The following is a 19,716-nucleotide window of genomic DNA, read 5'->3' as shown; positions in this document are numbered from 1 at the left end:
CGTATCAGTTGATGATGCGCAGGTCGGAGAACCATCCGGCCGAGACGGCCATGATGTAGAAGTCGGTCAGGATCACGGTGAACAGCGACGTCATCGCGAAGGTGCCGTGCTTCGGGTTCAGCTTGGACACGAAGGTCCAGTACCGGTAGCGCATCGGGTGCTTGGAGAAGTTCTTCAGCCGGCCGCCGACGATGTGCCGGCAGGCGTGGCAGGACAGCGTGTACAGCCACAGGCAGACCAGGTTGACCCAGATGATCACCGTGCCGAGGCCGATACCGAACCCGCCGCCGTCGCCGTGGAAGGCCTGGATGCCGTCGTAGATGTTCAGCACACCGAAGGCCAGCGCACCGTAGAAGAAGTAGCGGTGCAGGTTGAGCGCGACCAGCGGAAACTTCCGCTCGCCGGTGTAGCTCTTGTGCGGCTCGGGCACCGCGCACGCGGCCGGCGCGAAGAACAGCGACCGATAGCCCGCCTTGCGGTAGTAGTAACAGGTGCCGCGGAAGCCGGCCAGCACCACGAAGGTGATCAGGCTCAGCGGCAGCCAGCGCGGGAAGTCCCCGAACCACGTGCCGAGGTGGCTGGAGCCGGGCACGCAGCTGTCACTCAGACAGGGCGAGTACAGCGGAGTGAGGTAGTGGTGCTCGTCGACCCAGTACCACTTGTTCATGAAGATGCGGATCGTCGCGTAGACGATGAAGAACAGCAGGATCACGCCGATACGCAGCGGCGCGAGCCACCATCGATCCGATCTCGCGGTCTTCAGGCCGATCTGCGCACGGCCCGGGCTGTTTACTCCGGTCGCCATCAGGGAGCGTGCCTGTCAGGCGCGCCGAAGCCTTCATGCTCCGCGTCTGTCCACATGGACGCGTCATACTCCACGTCGGGAATCTCCTCGAGTTCCTCCGGAACGGGTCCGGGCCTGTGCCTGGGGTCGGGCGGGCCGAGCTCTGCGAGATCGTCGCTCAGCCGGGCCACGTCGGACACCAGGCGGCGGATGCCGAGGGTGTCACCGTACTCCTGGCTGAGTTTGCCGACGGCAGCGTGTAACCCTTCGAGCGCGCGGACGACCGCGGCAACGCTGTTGTTGCCCTCACCCATGCCGACTCCAGTAATGGTTTTGTAGCTGTCAGTATGGGCACACTTTGCCCCTGCGGAGCGCCCAACGGAAGACCCCTCGGTACGGCGTGTTTCCGGTTAGGGTTACCTCAGTTGCGACCGTGCCGACGGGTGGAGTAATGGAGCGAATCCGGCCTTCAGCACAAGAAGATTCGCCGGTGGGGTGAGGGTCTCGACCTGGTGCAGACCGGGTGGCCGCAGGGCCTCGCCGTACCCCTCCCAGGACCACGGCAGCACCTGCTGATCGAGGACGAGGGCAGGTCTCCCGTCGAACCGCACCATCGCGCCGTCCGGCAGCTCGGACAGGTCCTGCGTGGTCGTTCGTTGCCGTCGGGTCCGCGATTCGACACGCTCACTGTGCAGCACTGCGTCCATGTCCGCCGCCCGTGGACGTTCGGGCAGGCCGCGCCCGCGCGCCCAGGCACCGGCGTACAGCAGGAAATCCCTGCGCCGGCAGTAATGGCACGGCCGATGGCCGGCCGCCAGGGCGACCGCCTCGTCGAAGAAGAACAGCGCCGTCCAGCGTCCGGGCGGCATCGGATCGCGCTGGATCCCCTTCCAGTCAAGGACGCAGCAGATCCACGCCTTCGACCGCCAGCGGGTGGTGCCCAGGCGGCGATCCGGCCCGTGCAGGCAGCCGCGGTTGCCCATCAGCAGACCGCGGCCGGGGTCGGCGACGATCTCCTGAGTGGGCAGGACCCTGTTCTGCAACGGCATGCCGGCATCATGGCGGACTCGGCGGACAGTTTCTGGCAGAGTCGCGACAATGCAGACAGTTGTCGGAGTGGCCGTCGTACAGGACGGTCTGGTGCTCGCGGCGTACCGGCCGGACGCCGGGTGGGAGTTCCCGGGCGGCAAGGTCGAGCCGGGGGAGACCGACGAGCAGGCCGCGGTCCGGGAGCTGCGCGAGGAGCTCGACCTGGAGATCAAGGTCGGCGAGTCGCTCGGCCCGGGGGTGGACATCTCCGCGGACTACCGCCTGCACGTCTATCTGGCCACGGCCGTCGGCGGGGATCCGGTACTGCGGGAGCACTCGGAACTGCGGTGGTTCGGGCCGGCCGAGCTCGACGAGCGGGACTGGCTGGAGCCGGATCGGCCGTTCGTCCGGGCGCTGCGCCGGCGGTTGTGAGTGGCGGAACTCACACTGCCGCCGCCATCAAAAGCTCACGCACCGGAACTGTATGGGTGGTTTGTATGGGTTGTACCTGGTGAGTGGTCTGATCCGGCGACGAGAATCTTTCCCTGATACTTCTGGGGAGGAGTGAGGGATGTCGGTGTTTCCGGCAGTGCCGGTGGTGCGGAGGGAGGACTTCGCACCCGAGGTCGTGTGTGAGGTGTACGAGCTCGGGTCGCACCGGCGGACCCCGGCAGCGGTCAAGGAACTGACCAGCCGCCAGGTCACGATCGGCCGGATGATGTCGACCGGCGCCAAGGACGCCGCGATCGCGCGGGATCTGGGCCTGTCGCTGCGGACGGTGCGCGCCGAGATCAGCGCGCTGATCGCCGGGCTCGGGGCGAAGTCGCGTTTCCAGGCGGGCTGCCTGCTCGTCCGCCGCTTCGGCTGACGAACCCGGCGGAAACTGTCCGGGGACCGACGTAGGCTTTCGGCATGGTTGAGCTTGCTGAGCGCCGGCTGATGCTGGTGCACGCCCACCCGGACGACGAAACCATCAACAACGGTGTGACGATGGCGCGCTACGTGGCCGAGGGGGCCCACGTCACGCTGATCACCTGCACCCTCGGCGAGGAGGGTGAGGTCCTCGTTCCCGAGCTCGCCCACCTGGCCGCCGACCAGGACGACGGCCTCGGCGAGCACCGGATCGGTGAGCTCGCCAACGCGATGGCCGAGCTCGGCGTCACCGACCACCGCTTCCTCGGCGGCGCGGGCAAGTACCGCGACACCGGGATGATCTACAACGACGAGGGCAACGCCGACGTCCCGCACGAGACCCGCAAGGACAGCTTCTGGCAGGCCGACCTGGTCACCGCGGCGAACGACCTGGTCCCGGTGATCCGCGAGCTCCGTCCGCAGGTCCTGGTGACCTACGACGAGTGGGGCAACTACGGCCACCCCGACCACATCAAGGCTCACCGCGTCGCGACGTACGCCGCCGACCTGGCCGCCGCCCGGTCGTACCGGGAGGACCTCGGGCCGGCCTGGGACATCCCGAAGATCTACTGGACGGCGATGGCCGAGTCGCGGATGCGCTCGCAGTTGCGGCTGCTGCGCGAGGCCGGCGACACGACCACGTTCGAGGGGCTGGACCCGGACGGTCCGATGCCGCCGATGATCACGCCGGACCGCCTGATCGACTGCGTGATCGACGGCGAGCAGTTCATCGACCGGAAGATGAACGCGATGAAGGCGCACGCCACCCAGATCACCGTCGACGGCCCGTTCTTCGCCCTGTCGAACAACGCCGGCAACCAGATCTGGAGCTCCGAGCCGTACCGCCTGGTCAAGGGCACCGCGGCACCGGACGCCGACGGCCTGGAGCACGACCTGTTCGCCGGCCTCTAGACGATTTCGCCGGGCGACCTGTGAGGTGACCGTTCCCACACGCTCGGTTGAGGCATCAACCTTCCAGCGGGCATAACCTGCTGAGGTGTCCTCAACCGAGCCGAGTGGGAGCGTCCCGCCTGCGGAGTTCCGTGCTGCACTCGGGTGGTTCGCGTCGGGGATCACGATCATGAGCACGCTGCAGGAGGGCGTCGCGCACGCGATGACGGCGAACGCGTTCACCTCGGTGTCGCTGGATCCGCCGCTGGTGCTCGTCTGCGTGGACAAGGGCGTCCGGATGCATGCCGCCGTGCTCGACTGCGGGTATTGGGCGGCGTCGGTGCTGTCCGGGGCGCAGCGGGAGATCGCGGAGCGGTTCGCGCGGTCCGGGCGGGACCTGTACAGCCAGTTCGACGGCATCGGTACGACGGCCGGCCCGAAGACCGGCTGCCCGGTCGTCGACGGCTCACTGTCCTGGCTCGAGTGCCGGACCTGGGCGACGTACGACGGGGGCGACCACACGATCGTGGTCGGCGAGGTGCTGAGCCTCGGCACCGGCGAACCGGCCGACCCGAGCGCGCTGATCTACCACTCCAGTCACTACCGGAAACTCCCAGGAAACTGAGCGTCACGTCGGGGCAACCAGGGGCTGCCCCGACGGTCGGAAGGCCCTGCTACGTCCCGTAGGATGTGCGCTTGTGCCCTGACCACGGCTCGATGCAGGAGGACTCTGTCCGGTGGGGAGAAAGCAGCTCGCGGGGATGATTGCCGCCGCGGGGCTCGGCGTGCTCGTCGTGGGGTACGGGGCGGCGTTCGCGTTCGCCGGTGACAAGATTCCCGGTGACACGACCGTGCTCGGGATCCCGATCGGTGGTCTGTCCAAGGACGACGCGAAGGCGAAGCTCGAGGCCGGTCTCAAGGACCGGGTGGGCGCGCCGATCGCGCTGAAGGCGGGCGAGACGAAGTTCACGGTCGCGCCGGCCGACGCCGGGCTGTCCGTGGACGTGGACGGCACCGTCGAGGCCGCCGGCGCGGGCCGCAGCCTGTCCCCGACCCGGATCTGGCACGCGCTGACCGGTGGCGACGCGGTCGCGCCGGTCGTCGCCAAGGACGATGCGCGGCTCAAGGCCGCCGTCGACAAGCTCGCCGCGCAGGTCAACCGGCCGGCCACCGAGGGCACGATCACGTTCAAGGGCATCCAGCCGGTCACACATCAGCCGGCGCCGGGGTTGCAGCTGGACGCCGCGAAGGCGCCCGCGGCCGTCGTCGCGGCGTACCCCTCGGACGGGAACCCGAAGGACCTCCCGGTCGGCGTGACCGAGCCGAAGGCCGGCAACGACGCGATCAAGAAGGCACTCACGGACTTCGCCGAGCCGGCGATGTCCGGCCCGGTGCGGCTGACCGTCGGCTCCAAGTCGGTCGAGCTGGAGCCGGCCGAGATCGCCCCCGCGCTGACGCTGACCGCGCAGGAGGGTCAGGTCATCCCGGCCCTGAACACCAAGGCGCTCGAGCCGCTGTTCCAGCAGCGCTTCAAGAGCCTGGAGACGCTGCCGAAGGACGCGACGGTGCAGATCGTCGGCGCCGCGCCGAAGGTGGTCCCGGCGGTCGACGGCAACATCGTCGACCGGTCGAAGGTCGGGGCCGCGATCCTCGCGATCCTGCCGAAGCCGTCCGGCGAGCGGCGGGCCGCCGTACCGCTGACGCACAGCGAGGCCGCGTTCACCACCGAGCAGGCGGCGGCGCTCGGGATCACCCAGAAGATGGGCGATTTCAGCACTCAGTTCCCGCACGCGCCGTACCGCAACACCAACATCGGGACTGCGGCGCGGAAGATCAACGGGACGCTGCTGAAGCCGAACGAGACGTTCAGCCTGAACAAGATCGTCGGTGAGCGGACCAAGGAGAACGGGTTCACCGAGGGCTACATCATCAGCGGCGGGAAGTTCGAGAAGGACCTCGGCGGTGGCGTCTCGCAGTCGGCGACCACGACGTTCAACGCCGCGTTCTTCTCCGGGCTGAAGGTTCTCGAGCACAAGGCGCACAGCGTCTACATCTCGCGCTACCCGGTCGGCCGGGAGGCGACCGTCGCGTGGCCGAACGTCGACCTGAAGTTCCTGAACGACTCCGGTCACGGGATCCTGGTGCAGACGGTCTTCAAGCCGTCCACCCCGGGGAACTCGGGCAGCATCCGGGTGATCATCTGGGGCACGAAGGTCTGGGACATCACCGCGGGACAGTCGGAGAAGTCGAACTTCCGGCAGCCGGTGGTCCAGTACAACCCCGCCGCGGGCTGCGAGGCCCAGGCGCCGACCCCCGGCTTCGACATCACCATCTTCCGGTACTTCGCGAAGAACGGCGCGCGGGTCAAGACCGAGCAGTTCACCACGAAGTACAACGCCGCCAACGACATCCGCTGCGGCCCGAAGCCCGGCACCACCACGCCGCCGCCACCGGGCACCACGACGCCGCCCGGCCGGGTCAAGCCGCCCACGAAGCCGGCCAGCTAAGGGTCCTGAGCCGGAAGCTAGCTCCGGTGGAGCTGGTGGAGCTCGGCGGCCACCTGGTTGAAGAGCTCCTCGTCGATCACCGCGCCCTCGCGGCGGACCTGCTGCGGGTCGATGCGTAGGACGCGATCGAGGCGAATCTCGCTCGGCCGCCGCTCCTTGTCCCAGGGCCCGCTGCCGATGTCCATCCAGACCCGGCCCCAGCGCGCCTCGTCGGCGGCGTCGCGGTCGTGGTCCTTGCTGGTCAGGATGAGCGCGAGCAGGTAGACGTCGTCGGAGCCGACCACCAGCACCGGGCGGTCCTTGCCCCGGTGGAAGTCCTCCTCGAACGGCACCCAGGTCCAGACGATCTCGCCCGGATCCGCCACCCCGTCGTCCGGGTGCGGCGTGTACTCGACGTGCACGGTCCCCTCGAAGTCCCCGGGGTACTCCGGACGCTCCACCACGTGATCCGCCATGGCACTGCAGCCTAATGCCCTCACATCTCGGTGGCCTCACACCGTTCCACCACCGTGCTGAACACAGAGACCCGAACCGTCAACCGCGGCGCGATCCTCGCCGTGCTGCTCACCGGTCAGTTCATGGCCAACATCGACACCGCGGTCGCGAACGTCGCCGGCCCGTCGATCGGCGCCGACCTGCACGCCTCCGAGGGCGCGGTCGGCCTGGTCGTCTCCGGGTACGTCGTCGCGTTCGCCGTACTGCTCATCACCGGCGCCCGGCTGGGCTCGTCGCTCGGGTACCGGCGGACATTCCTGCTTGGTCTGATGGTCTTCACCATTGCATCCCTGCTGTGCGGTCTCGCGCCCGGAATCGCCACATTGGTCATCAATCGCTTCGTCCAGGGTGCCGGCGCGGCGCTGATGGTCCCGCAGGTGCTCAGCGGCATCCAGTTGCACTTCCAGGGCCGCGACCGGCTCAAGGCGCTCGGGTACTTCTCGATCGCGCTGTCCGGCGGCGCCGTGGCCGGTCAGCTGCTGGGTGGAGTCCTGATCGCCGCGGACCTCTTCGGCACCGGCTGGCGCCCGATCTTCCTGGTCAACGTGCCCATCGGCGTCGCCCTGGCCGTGGCCGGTCGTCGCCTGCTCCCCGCCGATCCTGTTGGGCGTCGCGACCGTCTGGACCTGACCGGTGTGCTCGCCTTGTCCACAACAGTTCTGCTCGTCATCGTGCCGCTCCTGCTCGGCTCCGAACGCGGCTGGCCCGCCTGGTCCTGGATCTGCCTCCTGCTCAGCCTCCCGGCCCTAGCACTCTTCGAGTACGGCGAACGTCGTACGGCTGCCCGCGGTCGCCGCCCACTCGTCGCGCGCGAGGTACTGGGCGACCGCTCCGTCCGCGCCGGCCTGCTTGCCCACGGCTGCACCAGCGGCACGTACTTCGCTCTGCTGTTCGTACTTGCCCTTTACCTCCAGGGCGGGCTGCACAAGGGCCCGGCGTACTCCGGCTTCGCCATGGTGGTCTGGGTGGCCGCGTTCGGTCTGGCGGGACCGATCCTGCCCAAACTGCGCCGGGGAGTGCGGTGGATGCCGGTCATCGGCTGTCTGGTCCTGGCACTCGGCTACGTGTCCGTGCTGGCTTACCTGCTCCTCGGCGGCCAGACCGGCCCGCTCCTGTTCGCTCTGCTCGGCATTGGCGGGTTGGGGCTCGGTATCAGCGCCAACACCCTCGTCGGTGCGGTCACGTCGCGCTTGTCCTCGGAGTACGCTGCTGACCTCTCCGGAGTGGTCGCTACCAACGCACAGCTGTCCGGAGCACTAGGTGTCGCATTGGCCGGCTCTGTCTACGCTGCACTGGCTTCGGACCCGACTCGAGCGCTGGGGGTAGTAGTCGCAGGTTTCGTCGTACTCACGCTCATCGGGGCCGGTGCGGCTCACCGACTGGTCAGATAGCGGTACCGGTACGCCTCGCGGTACCCGAGGCGGGTGTACGTCGTCACGGCGGCGGCGTTCTCGAGTAGCACCTCGAGATAGGTACGCCGCCCGCCGTGCGGCCCCGCCCAGCGCGCCAGCCCTTGGACGATCGCAGTACCGAGGCCTCGGCGGCGATAGCCGGAGCAGACCCGGATCGCGTCGACACCCAGCCAGTGCCCCGTCATCGCGCCCCGCCCGACCGCCACCACCTCGCCGTCGAGCGTGATCGACGCGAAAGCCGCCTTCGGGGCGCCCTCGAGCACCTGCGGGGCTACAACCGGTGCCGGGCCCTCGAAAGCGGCGGCGTACCACGTGCCGCTCGGGTGGTCCGTCAGTTGCACGTCGTACTGCGGTATGGCGTTCACGTGGTCGAGCGTGGTGTGCATGACCAGTACGTCGGACTGCCCGGGCCGCGCGTCCACCCAGCCGCAGGCACGAATCTCCTGGTCTTCCGGGCTGCCGAGCCGGACCAGGGCCTGTGCCGGCAGACTGCGCTCGTCGTAGAAGGCTTGAGCCTGCTCGAGCGCGTCCTGGACAGGCATGCCAGGGTCGCCGGCCGGGAGGAGCGAGTTGCCCCGGCCCGTCCAGCCTGAGGACGCTCGCAGCAACCAGTGGCCGACGTACGACGTCTCGACCGCTGGGCGACCCAGCGCCGTCGTGAGGAACAGCTGGTCCACATCCACCGGGCGCAGCGGCAGCTCGGGGATCGTTTTGGCCGCCGTAACGTCCGCGGTGGCGATCTGGTGCACCATGCTGTCCGCGTGGCGGACGGTCAGGACCTGGGGATCACCGGACTGGAGAACCCCGATCAGGTCGGTCAGACCGCCTGGAATCCGGTGCCGGACCACGACACGGTGGCCGATATCACGGGCATCCAGGCCTGACACGATCCGGACTCCTGGCAAAGTGGGCGAAGTACTACGGTGATACTAGAGACACCGTGCATCACCGCATCGCAGCACCCCGGAATCCGAGCTGCGCTTGCCTGCCATAGGAGGAGTAGCAGTGACCTACGTCATCGCGCAGCCGTGTGTTGACCTGAAGGACCTCGCGTGTGTCGAGGAGTGCCCCGTCGACTGCATCTACGAGGGCAACCGGATGCTGTACATCCACCCTGACGAGTGCGTCGACTGCGGAGCCTGCGAACCGGTCTGCCCGGTGGAGGCGATCTACTACGAGGACGACACTCCGGAGCAGTGGAAGGACTACTACACCGCGAACGTCGACTTCTTCAACGACCTGGGCTCGCCCGGCGGCGCGTCCAAGCTCGGCAAGATCGACAAGGACCACCCGTTCATCGCCGCGCTTCCCCCGCAGGAACACGACGAGTAAGCGCTCGATCACAGGAATGGGACGTCCCAGGTGGGGCGTCCCATTTCTTATTGGTCCAGAACATCCACGTGGACATGGTCGAGGTGGCGGAGGATCTTGGGGTCACCCGAGCGTTCCGGCGGCGTGTAGTCCCGCCAGCCGCTGTCCGAGCGGCCGCCGGCGGTCCAGATCTTGTCGCTGAAGATGACCGTCTTGATCTTCAGCAGGTCGGCGCGAGCGACCAGGTACTGCGCCATCGCCCAGCCCTTCGTGGTGTTCGCCGTCGAGATCGGCCGGACGAACACGTCCACCGCCCGCCCGTCGTAGTGCGCTGACCCCTCCATGTGCCCGGTCTGCACCCCGCCCGCGGCGTACCCACCGGTCGACAACTTCCCGAACGTCCGGACCAGGTCCTTCCGGACGGCCTCCGCGCGCGGCGTCAGCCCGTTGGTGCCCATCGTCTCCGGCGGCACCGAGTCCGTGTTCACCGTGCAGCTGAAGACGCTCTTCGACTGCCCGGTCAGCGCCGACGCCAGCACTCGAGCGTCCGCCTCGTGGTCGGCGTACGCGTTCGGGAACGCACTGCGCTGCACCTTGTCGGCCGCGACCGTGATCGCGAGGCTCTGGTAGTTCTTGATCTTCACCAGCGCGTCGTAGAACTTCCCGGTCGCGTAGTACGGGTCGCGGACCTGCGTCGCCGTACCCCAGCCCTGTGACGGCCGCTGCTGGAACAGCCCGAGCGAGTCCCGGTCCCCGTGCGCCAGATTCCGCAGATCGGATTCCTGGTACGCCGTCGCCAGCGCGATCGTCGCCGCCCGGGCGGGCAGCCCTCGCCGGACCGCGGTGCCTGCGATGATCGCCGCCGACTCGGCCTGCTCGAAGTCGAGGACGGTCTGCTGCCCGTTCACCGTGGCTGTGCACTGCTCGCGCGGCGGCAGGAGGTTGCCCACGTGCTTGCCGCCGAGCCAGGCGATGCCCGCACCGACCGCGAGAGTGAGCACACCAATGGCACCCACGGCCACGAGGGCACCACGCTTCACCGGCATACCGCTCCCAACGTCCGGGGGCGGGGGACTGGTTCCAGTTCGCGCATCACGAACTGCTTGACGTGTGCAGCCTCACGTTGGTTGGCAAAGTCATACTTTCGGACGGTCAGGCGTTGGCGTGCAGCGCCTCGTTGAGGGTGATGCCCTCGCCCTTGCGCGGGCGGGCCTCGACCGCGCCGGTGACCGAGTTGCGGATGAAGAGCAGGCCGGGCTGACCGGACAGGTCGCGGGCCTTCACCAGCGTGCCGTCCGGGAGGGTGACCTTGGTGCCGGCGGTCACATACAGACCCGCTTCGACCACGCAGTCGTCGCCGAGCGAGATGCCGGTCCCGCCGTTCGCGCCGAGCAGGCAGCGCTTGCCGATCGAGACGACCTGCTTGCCGCCGCCGGACAGCGTGCCCATGATCGACGCGCCCGCGCCGATGTCGCTGCCGTCGTCGACCACGACGCCCGCGACGATCCGGCCCTCGACCATCGACGTACCGAGCGTGCCGGCGTTGAAGTTCACGAAGCCCTCGTGCATGACTGTGGTGCCCTCAGCGAGGTGCGCGCCCAGCCGCACCCGGTCCGCGTCGCCGATCCGGACACCGGACGGTACGACGTAGTCGGTCATCCGCGGGAACTTGTCGACGCTGGTCACACCGAGGTGGTGACCCGCGGTGCGCGCCCGCAGCCGCACCTGCTCGATCTGCTCGACCGGGACCGGTCCGAGCGACGTCCACGCGTTGTTCGGCAGGGCGGCGAAGATGCCGTCCAGGTTCACGCCGTGCGGGCGGACCAGGCGGTGGCTGAGCAGGTGCAGCCGGAGGTACGCGTCCGCAGTACCGCTCGGGGCCTCGTCCAGGACGATCTCGGTCGCCACCACCGCACGCCGTACCTGACGCAGGTCGTCGTTGCCCTCGGCGGCAACCAGCTCGGCCGGCGCCTTGGTGTCCTCCGGCCGCGCCCCAAGCGCGGGCGCCGGATACCAGACGTCCAGGACGTCTCCAGCGGTCGTCACGGTCGCAAGGCCGAAGCCCCAGGCATGCACGGCAGTCTCGGTCATGGCTACACCCTAATTCGGCGGCGATCTGACGCGTGGCGTGGTCTACTCTTCGGATGCTTCCCGCCTGGCTTGAGGTTGTGTCGGATCCGGTACTCGAAGCGACGAAGGCGCCTGACGTCGGCGATCTGCAGGGGGAGTTGCTGCGGCAGTGGGGGTCGTCCGAGGTATGGCGGCTGTCGTACGGGTTGAGCAGCGTGATCGTCAAACGGGGGACGGACGGTCAGGCGGACGAGGCCGACGCTTACGAGCGGTTCGTCGTACCGCTTGACCTGCCGGCGCCCGCGTTGCTGCACCGGCATCGTTCTGCGGGAGCGGGCGTGCTGGTGCTGGCGGATGTCGGGCGGGTGACGTTGGAGCAGGAGCCGAGTGCTGAGGGCTTCCTTGCGGCTGCTGGGTTGGCTGCGACGATCCGGTCGCGGGAGGTGTCGCAGCGCAGCGAGTTCCCGCCGGAGCGGGTGAAGGAGCTGGCTGATCGGATCGGGCGGATCGACTTCGACCTCAGCCCGCTGACCGAGGCACTGGCCGCGCTGCATCGCGACGTTCCTGTTGGGGTTGTGCATGGGGACTTCGTGCCGAAGAACCTGGTCACCGACGGCGTCCGCTGGACCGCGATCGACTGGCCGGGTTCCTATTTGGCGCCGCATCTCAGCGACCTGTACACGCTGATCCGCGACGCCGAGTCTCTCGGTCTCGGCCGGCCCCCGATCGTTGCCCGCTACATCGATGCCACAGGCACCAATCCGGCGCTGGTCGAACGTCAGCTTCTGGTCGGCGGAGGCTGCTTCTGTCTGGTGGCGTTGCGGTTCATCGTCGAGGAAGGTCTGCGAACGGTCCCGGAATCGGTCGACTGGATCGACTCACTGATCGGCGAACTCGCGGACGTCGTCGGAACGCTGTCATGAAACTCCTCGTCCTCGGCGGCACCAAGAACCTCGGCCGGCACGTAGTCGAGGCAGCGCTTGCCTCCGGCCACGATGTCACGCTGTTCAACCGCGGTCAGACGAATCCGGACCTCTTCCCCTCTGTACGCCGACTTGCCGGCGAACGCGCGGCGCCCCACGTGTTGGCGACCGGCGAGTGGGACGGCGTGATCGACATGTCCGGCTTCCTCGTCCGCGACGTCTCGCTGAGTGCTTCGGTCCTCCGCGATCGCTGCGGTTTCTACACGTACATGTCGTCGATCGCGGTCTACGCAAGCAAGACCACGCCCGGGATGACGGAGTCCGCGGCCCTCCTGCCGTGGCCGGACGGTGCACCCGAGGACCAGTTCACGATGGACATTTACGGTCCGTCAAAGGTTCGATGCGAGTCGTTGCTCGCCACCACCTTCGGCGACCGCGCCGCCGCCGTACGCTCCGGCTTCGTCGTCGGCCCGTACAACCCCGACTTCGGCAACTGGGGCTGGGCCCTCGCCCACAACCAGCCCCTGGAGTGTGCCGCCCGCCCCGACCAGCCCATCCAATACATCGACGCCCGAGACCTGGCCGCCTTCCTCCTCCACCTCACGACCGAGCGCCTCAACGGCCCCTACAACGCCGTCGGCCCCACCCACACCATGACGACCCTGGCCAACGCCTGGCGCTCCGCCGTACCCAACCCGCCTCCGGTGGACTGGGAGCCGTCCATAGACCGCTTCCACCTACCCCACGACGGCTCCAACGACGGGACCTTCCAACTCGACAACACCCGAGCCCTGACCGCCGGCCTGCGCCTGCGCCCCGACGAAGAGTCCGCCCACGACTACATCACCTGGGTCCACGATGGAAACACCCCACCAGATCCACCACATTGATTGGGGCAACCCGGGGCATCACGGGGCAGATATCCACAGGCGCAAGTCGAGGTACTCCACAACCGGCTGACCGCGCCTAAGGTCTCACGCCATGTACTTCGACCGGCCGCTGGTGCGTGCCTACGTGGACGAGACCGGCGACCGTGGTCTGTCGCCTAGATCGTCGCGGTACTTCGGCATGGTCGCAGTGGTCGTCGCCGACGAGGACGAAGCGGGTCTGCGTCGCGCGATCGCCGAGTGCCGTCGACGTCTGTCCGTTCCCACCGGCAAGCCGCTGCACTGGACCGAGCATGTGAAGAGATACCCACGCAGACAGTTCGTCGCATCACAGCTGGCGGCAGTGCCGGGCGCCGTCTTGAACATCGTGCTGGTCGAGAAGGCTGCTGTCGCCGAGGCGATCTCGGACCAGGTTACCTTCTACAACTTCGTAGCCGGCCGAGTGTCGAACAGGTCTTGGACACTGCCGACGACTGGCCGAGCGGGCGACGGGACGTTGTGATCACCTTTGGCCATGTGCGTGGATTCCGGCACGAGGAGACCCTCGCGTGGTTCGAGAAACTGCGGGTGAGCGACTCAGCCGACGTGCCCTGGGATCTGCTGCGAGGTAGGCCCGCGTTCCTCGGCCCTGGGCAGCTCGACGGGCTGCAGGCAGCGGATCAGTACTGCGGCATGCTGCGCGCGGCCCTGGAGGAGGACGAGTTCGGCGGTTTCGAAGCGCACCACCTGCTGGCGGTCCGGCCCCAGCTCCGGTACCCGGACGGCTTCGAGGGGATCGTGCTGCCGGGCACGATGGCGGCGTACCCGTGGTGGCCGGCGGACGGGCTGTGAAGCAGCGACGAGGCCTTCGATGGTCCGGAGCGCCGCACCTGACAGGCGGGTCTGACAGCAGACCTGGCGTTCTCTCCGCGGCCATCGGAGGCCTCGTGATGATCAGTTTAGCAGTACCGTCCACGATGGAAACGTTCCTCCCGCGCCGCCGCACTGATACGTAACATTGCGCCGTGATCATTCAGACCGGTGGTGGACCTGGTGGACCGACGAGCTCGCGGGGTGGGTTCGGGAGTGTGGACGGGACCCGGTATTCGGGGACTTCTGGTGGGAGGCAGCAGGTTGGGCTGCCGACGGCCGGGGGAGTGGTCCAGGCCGGTGATCGGCTGCGGTACAAGATCTATCCGGAGCTCGACGCCGGGCTGACGTACTCGGCGACGTATGCGGCGGTGGAGCTGGTCTTCGCGGATGGGACGCGGCCGGCTGGGGTTGACCAGTACGGGAAGCCGGCTGACGCGGCGGGGCAGGGGGCCACGAAGATCCTGTACGCCGACCAGTGGAACGACGTACAGGTCGATCTGACCACGGTTGCGGGGAAGACGATCGCGGAGGTCGTGCTCGTCGTGGATGCGCCTGCGGCGGGGCACGAGTTCGCTGGGTGGGTCGACGACGTAGAGATCGGGCCGGCGCCGGTGGAACCGGATGGCTCCGACCTCGCGGCATACGTCGACACCCGTCGCGGCACCAACGCGAGCCACGAGTTCTCCCGCGGCAACACGTTGCCGATCACCGCCTGGCCGAACGGGTTCAACTTCCTCACCCCGGTCACCAACGCGTCGACGTACCGCTGGCCGTACGAGTACCACCGGGCCAACAACGCGGACAACCGCCCGGAGCTGCAGGGCCTCACGTTCTCGCACCAGCCGAGTCCGTGGATGGGCGACCGCGATCAGCTCACGATCATGCCGGTCGCGGCGGCCTCGCCGTTGGGTGATCCTGTCGAGCGAGCGGTTGCCTTCAGCCACGACGACGAGGTCGCGCGGCCGGACCTCTACTCGGTCGCGCTCGCGAACGGCGTACGCGCGGAGCTCACCCCGACCGACCACGGCGCGATCTTCCGCTTCACGTTCCCGGCCGGCGCGGCGGGGCGGCACCTGGTGTTCGACACGATCGACGAGAACGGCGCGTTCGCGTACGACGGGACCGCGGTCACCGGCTGGGTCGAGAACGGCGCGGAGACCGGGCGGACCCGGATGTACTGCTACGGCGAGTTCTCCGCCACGCCTTCGGTCTTCGGGGCGGCTCGTGGTGGCCGCGAGAACGCGCGGGCGGCGAGCTTCGACGTACCCGAGGTGACGTTGCGGATGGCAACGTCGTTCATCGGGGTCGATCAGGCGCGGCACAACCTCTCGCTGGAGCTGGCCGGGACGTTCGAGGAGATCCAGGCCGCGGCCAACGCCGCGTGGAACGAACGCCTCGCGGTCATCCGGCCCGAGGGCGCGACGCCGCCGCAACTGCGGACCGTCTACGGGAATCTCTATCGGCTCAACCTCTACCCGAACTCGCACTTCGAGAACGCGGGGACTGTTGACGAACCGTCGTACCACTACGCCAGCCCGGTGTCGCCGACGTCGGGTGCGGCGACCGACAGCCTGACCAACGCAGTCGTGAAGCCGGGCAAGGTGTATGTGAACAGTGGTTTCTGGGACACGTACCGGACCGCGTGGCCGGCGTACGCGTTCTTCTACCCGGCGTTGACCGCGGAGCTCGTCGATGGGTTCGTGCAGCAGTACCGCGACGGCGGGTGGATCGCGCGGTGGTCGTCGCCGGGGTACGCCGACTGCATGACCGGGACCAGCTCGGACGTGTCGTTCGCCGATGCGTATCTCAAGGGCGTCGAGTTGCTCGACCCGTTGGCGACGTACGACGCCGGGCTCCGCAACGCGACCGTCGCGCCGGAGGCGACCGAGGTCGGGCGGAAGGGCGTGGAGACCGGGTTCTTCGCCGGGTACGTGAGCACGGACACCGAGGAGAGCGTGTCGTGGTCGCTGGAGGCGTACCTGAACGACTTCGGCCTCGCGTCGATGGCGTTGCAGTTGGCCGAGGCGTTTCCGGAGCGTCGCGGGGAGCTGCTCGAGGAGGCGGAGTACTTGCGCCGCCGTTCCCTGAACTATGTGCTGCTGTTCGACCCTGCCGTGAACTTCTTCCAGGGCCGGCTGGCGGACGGGACCTTCGCCAAGCCGGCTGCCGACTTCGACCCCGAGGAATGGGGCGGCGACTTCACCGAGACCGACGGGTGGAACTTCGCGTTCCACGTCGCCCACGACCCGCGCGGCCTGGCCAACCTGTACGGCGGTCCGCGCGGACTCGAGGCCAAACTCGACGAGTTCTTCTCCACTCCTGAACTGGCGGTGAAGAAGGGCACGTACTCGATCGTCATCCACGAGATGGTCGAGGTGCAGGCCGTCCGCATGGGCCAGTTCGGTTTCAGCAACCAGCCGGCGCACCACATCGCCTGGATGTACAACTACGCCTGCGCGCCGCACAAGACGCAGGCGATCGCCCGCGAGGTGTTGGAGCGGCTGTACGTCGGCGAACAGATCGGCCAGGGCTACCCGGGCGACGAGGACAACGGCGAAATGTCCGCGTGGTATCTGTTCGCTGCCCTCGGCCTGTACCCGTTGCGTGTCGGCGCCCCGGAGTACGCCATCGGCTCCCCACTCTTCTCCCGTGTCGTCGTCAGCCCACTCGGCGGTCAGCCCCTGACCATCACCGCGTCCGGCGTCGAACACCCTTACGTCCAAGACGTCGTGGTCGACGGCAAACCGTTGCCCACCGCATCGATCACCGCCGCCGAACTCCACGCCGCTGGTCAGATCGACTTCACCCTTGGCGCCGATCCGTCCGACTGGGCCTCCCTCGACTCACCGCCCGCTCTCACCACCGACGACGCCGTACCGCGCCCGCTCGTCGACCTGATCCCCATCGATCCGACCAACCCCCTCTTCGACGACACCTCCACGACAGCGGCCACCCTCGACACCACGACCTGGTCCCTCCCGTCGCCGGCGACTCCCACCCTCTACACGCTCACCTCAGCCGACCTGGAATCCGCCCCCACGGCGTGGCGCCTGGAAGGATCCGTCGACGGCACCACCTGGACCGTCCTGGACGACCGCACCACCGAATCCTTCCGCTGGCCCCGCCAAACCCGCCCCTTCACCATCCCCAACCCCACCGAACACCAGCACTACCGCCTAACCTTCCCCACCCCAACAACCCTCAGCCAGGTAGAACTCCTGCACTGATCTCCCTTCCAGCCCACCGAGCTGATGTGGGGAGGGTTTTAGGCCCAGAGCGGCACAAGATCCTCCCCGTTCCCCAGTTGTCGGCTACCTGGCCTCGGAGGTGCGGATCCAGCCGGTCTGGTTGTACCAGTGGCCTCCGCGGCGCAGGTGGGTCACGATTGCGCGCTCGAGTGTGGTCCGTTGTGGGAGGTCGTCCAGCAACGACTTCGGTACGGCGGGTCCGTCGTACCGCCGGTGGAACACATGCTCGAGCGGCGCCCAATCAGCCTCCACCTGATCCGTGAACTGCGTGAACCGGCGCTGAAACCTGACGATGTTCGAGGACGCCGGCAAGTACTGCGTCAACTGCGTGTCCATCAGCCACGAGTGACACGCGAAGCCGACCACGTACTCGGGAAGCTGATCCATCAGTTCGACAGCACGAGCGAAGGAGGTGTCGCACGCCGCCTCGCTCAACGGCTCACGGCTGCCCGGTACGTGCGTGTTCAAGGCGCTCTCGCCGGTTCCGAGAAAGTCGTTGGTGGCGCCATCAACCTGGCGAGGCTGCCGCTCGAAGGCCAGCCGACCCAGCCTGAACCCTGCGCCGGTGAACACCAGCGGCAAGCCCCAGCTGGCATCCAGACCCGCCCGACCGGTAAGCCGACGCGACGACGCCAGCTCGTCTCCGAGGGCGCCCAGCGACTCCCATGACTCGTCGTCGGTCAGTCCGATCGTCGCGTGGTAATCCCGCACATGCGGAACGACCGCCAAGAACGCCCACACAAACAGATGCCGCCCCACAGTCCCGGTCCCGTCAGGCAAGGGCTGCCAAGCAGGATCGCCGAAGCGCCGCTGACCCATCTGAGCCAGCAACAACCGATAGGAACAACTGAGCACCCACCACAACTCAGGATGAAGCTCAGCATCGGGCCGCGCGGCCAGCAACGATTCACGATCGACCCGCTCGATCGCCAACTTCACACAAAGCCGCCCCACGGCTTCATCTGTCGGCAGCACCACATCCGGTCCACCCATGCCAGAGACAGCCGCCAAGCGCTCCACCACGCCACCGGCCAACCCAAGCCGCCGCCCAACCTCCACGGCACCCAGCCCACGCCAACCACCGGCCGCGTCACCACCCATCAGGTCCACCTCCCTCGCCGAGAGCCTTCACAGACTCATCTCAACGGGGGGCTCCTAAGGGTTTCCCTCCATCACCGTAGCCGACCGCACCACCGCCCGCGACCGCCTTAGGCGCTACAGGATCTCAGGCATCTGCAGGCTGGGGCGGTGCTTGCGTCACCGCAGTTGCTTGGCGGCGGCGCGTTCGTCCCCAACCCGGCTCCGCGCGCCGCCGGAGGCGGCCAGAAGTCAGCCGCCGCGGAGCGGTGTCCGGCGGTTACTTCTTCGGGGCCGAAGTTGCGCGGATGTGGAGTTCGGTGCGGAGGGTGACTGTGGAGGGTGGGCGGCCGGGGGAGGTGGTGCGGTCTTTCAGGAGCATGCCGGCGGTTCGGCCCAGTTCGTAGGTGGGTTGGGCGACGGTGGTGAGGCTGGGGACGACCAGGTCGGCCCAGGGGATGTCGTCGAAGCCGACGACCGCGATGTCGTCGGGGGCTCGCAAACCCTTGCGGGCCAGGCATTCCAGCGCTCCAACAGTCATCAGGTTGTTGGTGGCGAAGAGCGCTTCGGGTGGGTCGGCCAGCTCGAGCAAGCTCTCCATAGCGGCGTACCCGCCGGCCTCGCGGAAGTCCGCGTGCCGGACAAGGTCCTTGTCGTACCGGATGCCACCAGCGCGCAACGCCGACCGATATCCACTGAGACGGTCCATCGCGGTGGACACCTTGCGCGGACCGGTGATGCAAGCGATCCGCCGGTACCCGCCGTCGATCAAATGCTTGACGCCCTCAAACGCCCCATGCTCGTTGTCGACCAACACCGTGTCGGCCTCGACGCCCTCGACCCGCCGGTCGATCATCACCAGCGGGATCTTCGCGTCGGCGAGCAGTTGCACACCCTCCGCGGTCGACGTCGGCGAGATCACCACACCGGCCATCTGGTCGGTCAGTACGGCGGATGCGTACGCCGCCTCCTTGGCCGGATCCTCGTCGGAGTTGCACAGTACGACGTGGTACCCCTCCGTCTGCGCGACATCTTCCAGACCGCGCACGAGCGACGTGAAGAACGGGTTCTCGATGTCCGAGATGACGACGGCCCACAGGTTCGTCGAGGACTTGCGGAGGTTGCGCGCGACGCCGTTCGGGCGGTAGCCGAGCTCGGCGACCGCGGCGCGGACCTTCTCGGACAGCTCCGGATCGACGTTGCGCCGGCCGCTGAGCACCCGCGAAACCGTCGCCGGAGATACCCCCGACCTACGCGCGACGTCGTAGATCGTCGTCATGCCCGCTCCCCGTTTGAGGTCCGATGGTCGTCTGGATCG

21 protein-coding genes are annotated in these 19,716 nt (G+C 68.0%); 12 read left to right on the top strand and 9 right to left on the bottom strand.

The features are described from left to right. Positions 1-4 precede the first annotated feature (4 nt). The 3 genes from OHA18_RS05670 to OHA18_RS05660 all read right to left on the bottom strand — a co-directional run bounded on the left by OHA18_RS05670 (position 5) and on the right by OHA18_RS05660 (position 1,833). A complete protein-coding gene (locus OHA18_RS05670; RefSeq protein ID WP_329002623.1) occupies positions 5-805 on the bottom strand; it encodes a hypothetical protein in 801 nt (266 codons plus the stop codon). Then, complete coding sequence (locus tag OHA18_RS05665) at positions 805-1,098, bottom strand: hypothetical protein (protein ID WP_131467277.1); 294 nt, start codon at positions 1,096-1,098, stop codon at positions 805-807. Before OHA18_RS05665 ends, OHA18_RS05670 begins: the two co-directional genes overlap by 1 nt. A 102-nt stretch (positions 1,099-1,200) precedes the next feature. Further along, a complete protein-coding gene (locus tag OHA18_RS05660; protein WP_329002622.1) occupies positions 1,201-1,833 on the bottom strand; it encodes a hypothetical protein in 633 nt (210 codons plus the stop codon). 49 nt (positions 1,834-1,882) lie between these two features. On the opposite strand from OHA18_RS05660, the gene OHA18_RS05655 reads away from it, so the two are divergent. The 5 genes from OHA18_RS05655 to OHA18_RS05635 all read left to right on the top strand — a co-directional run bounded on the left by OHA18_RS05655 (position 1,883) and on the right by OHA18_RS05635 (position 6,123). Then, positions 1,883-2,245 (top strand): (deoxy)nucleoside triphosphate pyrophosphohydrolase, encoded by a 363-nt coding sequence (locus OHA18_RS05655; protein ID WP_329002621.1) that lies wholly within the window; start codon positions 1,883-1,885, stop codon positions 2,243-2,245. 139 nt (positions 2,246-2,384) lie between these two features. Further along, the gene (locus tag OHA18_RS05650) at positions 2,385-2,681 is read left to right on the top strand and encodes a LuxR C-terminal-related transcriptional regulator (protein ID WP_329002620.1); all 297 of its coding nucleotides are present in this window, start codon (positions 2,385-2,387) and stop codon (positions 2,679-2,681) included. Between the two features lie 44 nt (positions 2,682-2,725). Continuing rightward, complete coding sequence (gene mshB / locus OHA18_RS05645; RefSeq protein ID WP_329002619.1) at positions 2,726-3,637, top strand: N-acetyl-1-D-myo-inositol-2-amino-2-deoxy-alpha-D-glucopyranoside deacetylase; 912 nt, start codon at positions 2,726-2,728, stop codon at positions 3,635-3,637. 85 nt (positions 3,638-3,722) lie between these two features. Beyond that, positions 3,723-4,241 carry a flavin reductase family protein gene (locus OHA18_RS05640; protein ID WP_329002617.1) on the top strand — a complete coding sequence of 173 codons (519 nt, stop codon included), beginning with the start codon at positions 3,723-3,725 and terminating at the stop codon, positions 4,239-4,241. A gap of 112 nt (positions 4,242-4,353) precedes the next feature. Next, positions 4,354-6,123: a VanW family protein gene (locus OHA18_RS05635; protein WP_329002615.1), complete on the top strand. Its 1,770-nt coding sequence runs from the start codon at positions 4,354-4,356 to the stop codon at positions 6,121-6,123. 17 nt (positions 6,124-6,140) lie between these two features. Here the strand turns inward: OHA18_RS05635 and OHA18_RS05630 are convergent, their stop codons facing one another. Beyond that, positions 6,141-6,578 (bottom strand): type II toxin-antitoxin system PemK/MazF family toxin, encoded by a 438-nt coding sequence (locus OHA18_RS05630; protein ID WP_329002614.1) that lies wholly within the window; start codon positions 6,576-6,578, stop codon positions 6,141-6,143. A 54-nt stretch (positions 6,579-6,632) separates the two neighbouring features. On the opposite strand from OHA18_RS05630, the gene OHA18_RS05625 reads away from it, so the two are divergent. Then, positions 6,633-8,009 carry an MFS transporter gene (locus OHA18_RS05625; RefSeq protein WP_329002613.1) on the top strand — a complete coding sequence of 459 codons (1,377 nt, stop codon included), beginning with the start codon at positions 6,633-6,635 and terminating at the stop codon, positions 8,007-8,009. On the opposite strand, the gene OHA18_RS05620 is transcribed toward OHA18_RS05625, so the two are convergent. After that, positions 7,991-8,917 (bottom strand): GNAT family N-acetyltransferase, encoded by a 927-nt coding sequence (locus tag OHA18_RS05620; protein WP_329002612.1) that lies wholly within the window; start codon positions 8,915-8,917, stop codon positions 7,991-7,993. The genes OHA18_RS05625 and OHA18_RS05620 overlap by 19 nt on opposite strands. Positions 8,918-9,035: 118 nt before the next feature. On the opposite strand from OHA18_RS05620, the gene fdxA reads away from it, so the two are divergent. After that, the gene (fdxA, locus tag OHA18_RS05615; protein WP_012923087.1) at positions 9,036-9,362 is read left to right on the top strand and encodes a ferredoxin; all 327 of its coding nucleotides are present in this window, start codon (positions 9,036-9,038) and stop codon (positions 9,360-9,362) included. A gap of 47 nt (positions 9,363-9,409) precedes the next feature. Here the strand turns inward: fdxA and OHA18_RS05610 are convergent, their stop codons facing one another. Both OHA18_RS05610 and dapD read right to left on the bottom strand, forming a co-directional pair. Next, positions 9,410-10,357, bottom strand: coding sequence for a hypothetical protein (locus OHA18_RS05610; protein WP_442914372.1), 948 nt, complete (start codon positions 10,355-10,357; stop codon positions 9,410-9,412). Between the two features lie 136 nt (positions 10,358-10,493). Further along, positions 10,494-11,432 (bottom strand): 2,3,4,5-tetrahydropyridine-2,6-dicarboxylate N-succinyltransferase, encoded by a 939-nt coding sequence (gene dapD / locus OHA18_RS05605; protein WP_329002610.1) that lies wholly within the window; start codon positions 11,430-11,432, stop codon positions 10,494-10,496. Between the two features lie 77 nt (positions 11,433-11,509). On the opposite strand from dapD, the gene OHA18_RS05600 reads away from it, so the two are divergent. The 5 genes from OHA18_RS05600 (at position 11,510) to OHA18_RS05580 (ending at position 17,300) form a co-directional block, all read left to right on the top strand. Continuing rightward, positions 11,510-12,334 (top strand): phosphotransferase, encoded by an 825-nt coding sequence (locus tag OHA18_RS05600; RefSeq protein ID WP_329002609.1) that lies wholly within the window; start codon positions 11,510-11,512, stop codon positions 12,332-12,334. Further along, complete coding sequence (locus OHA18_RS05595) at positions 12,331-13,224, top strand: NAD-dependent dehydratase (RefSeq protein WP_329002608.1); 894 nt, start codon at positions 12,331-12,333, stop codon at positions 13,222-13,224. Before OHA18_RS05600 ends, OHA18_RS05595 begins: the two co-directional genes overlap by 4 nt. 91 nt (positions 13,225-13,315) lie before the next feature. Further along, complete coding sequence (locus OHA18_RS05590; protein WP_329002607.1) at positions 13,316-13,723, top strand: DUF3800 domain-containing protein; 408 nt, start codon at positions 13,316-13,318, stop codon at positions 13,721-13,723. Positions 13,724-13,737: 14 nt separating this feature from the next. Beyond that, positions 13,738-14,052, top strand: a complete 315-nt coding sequence (locus tag OHA18_RS05585) for a hypothetical protein (protein ID WP_329002606.1) — start codon at positions 13,738-13,740, stop codon at positions 14,050-14,052. Positions 14,053-14,225: 173 nt separating this feature from the next. After that, complete coding sequence (locus OHA18_RS05580; protein WP_329002605.1) at positions 14,226-17,300, top strand: GH92 family glycosyl hydrolase; 3,075 nt, start codon at positions 14,226-14,228, stop codon at positions 17,298-17,300. An 84-nt stretch (positions 17,301-17,384) separates the two neighbouring features. Here the strand turns inward: OHA18_RS05580 and OHA18_RS05575 are convergent, their stop codons facing one another. Both OHA18_RS05575 and OHA18_RS05570 read right to left on the bottom strand, forming a co-directional pair. Next, entirely contained in the window at positions 17,385-18,422 is a 1,038-nt protein-coding gene (locus OHA18_RS05575) for an acyltransferase domain-containing protein (protein ID WP_329002604.1), read from the bottom strand. A gap of 256 nt (positions 18,423-18,678) precedes the next feature. Then, the gene (locus tag OHA18_RS05570) at positions 18,679-19,677 is read right to left on the bottom strand and encodes a LacI family DNA-binding transcriptional regulator (protein ID WP_329002603.1); all 999 of its coding nucleotides are present in this window, start codon (positions 19,675-19,677) and stop codon (positions 18,679-18,681) included. Positions 19,678-19,716 lie beyond the last annotated feature (39 nt).

The organism is Kribbella sp. NBC_00709 (assembly GCF_036226565.1).
Taxonomy (GTDB): domain Bacteria; phylum Actinomycetota; class Actinomycetes; order Propionibacteriales; family Kribbellaceae; genus Kribbella.
This window is presented reverse-complemented; position numbering and strand designations above follow the sequence as displayed.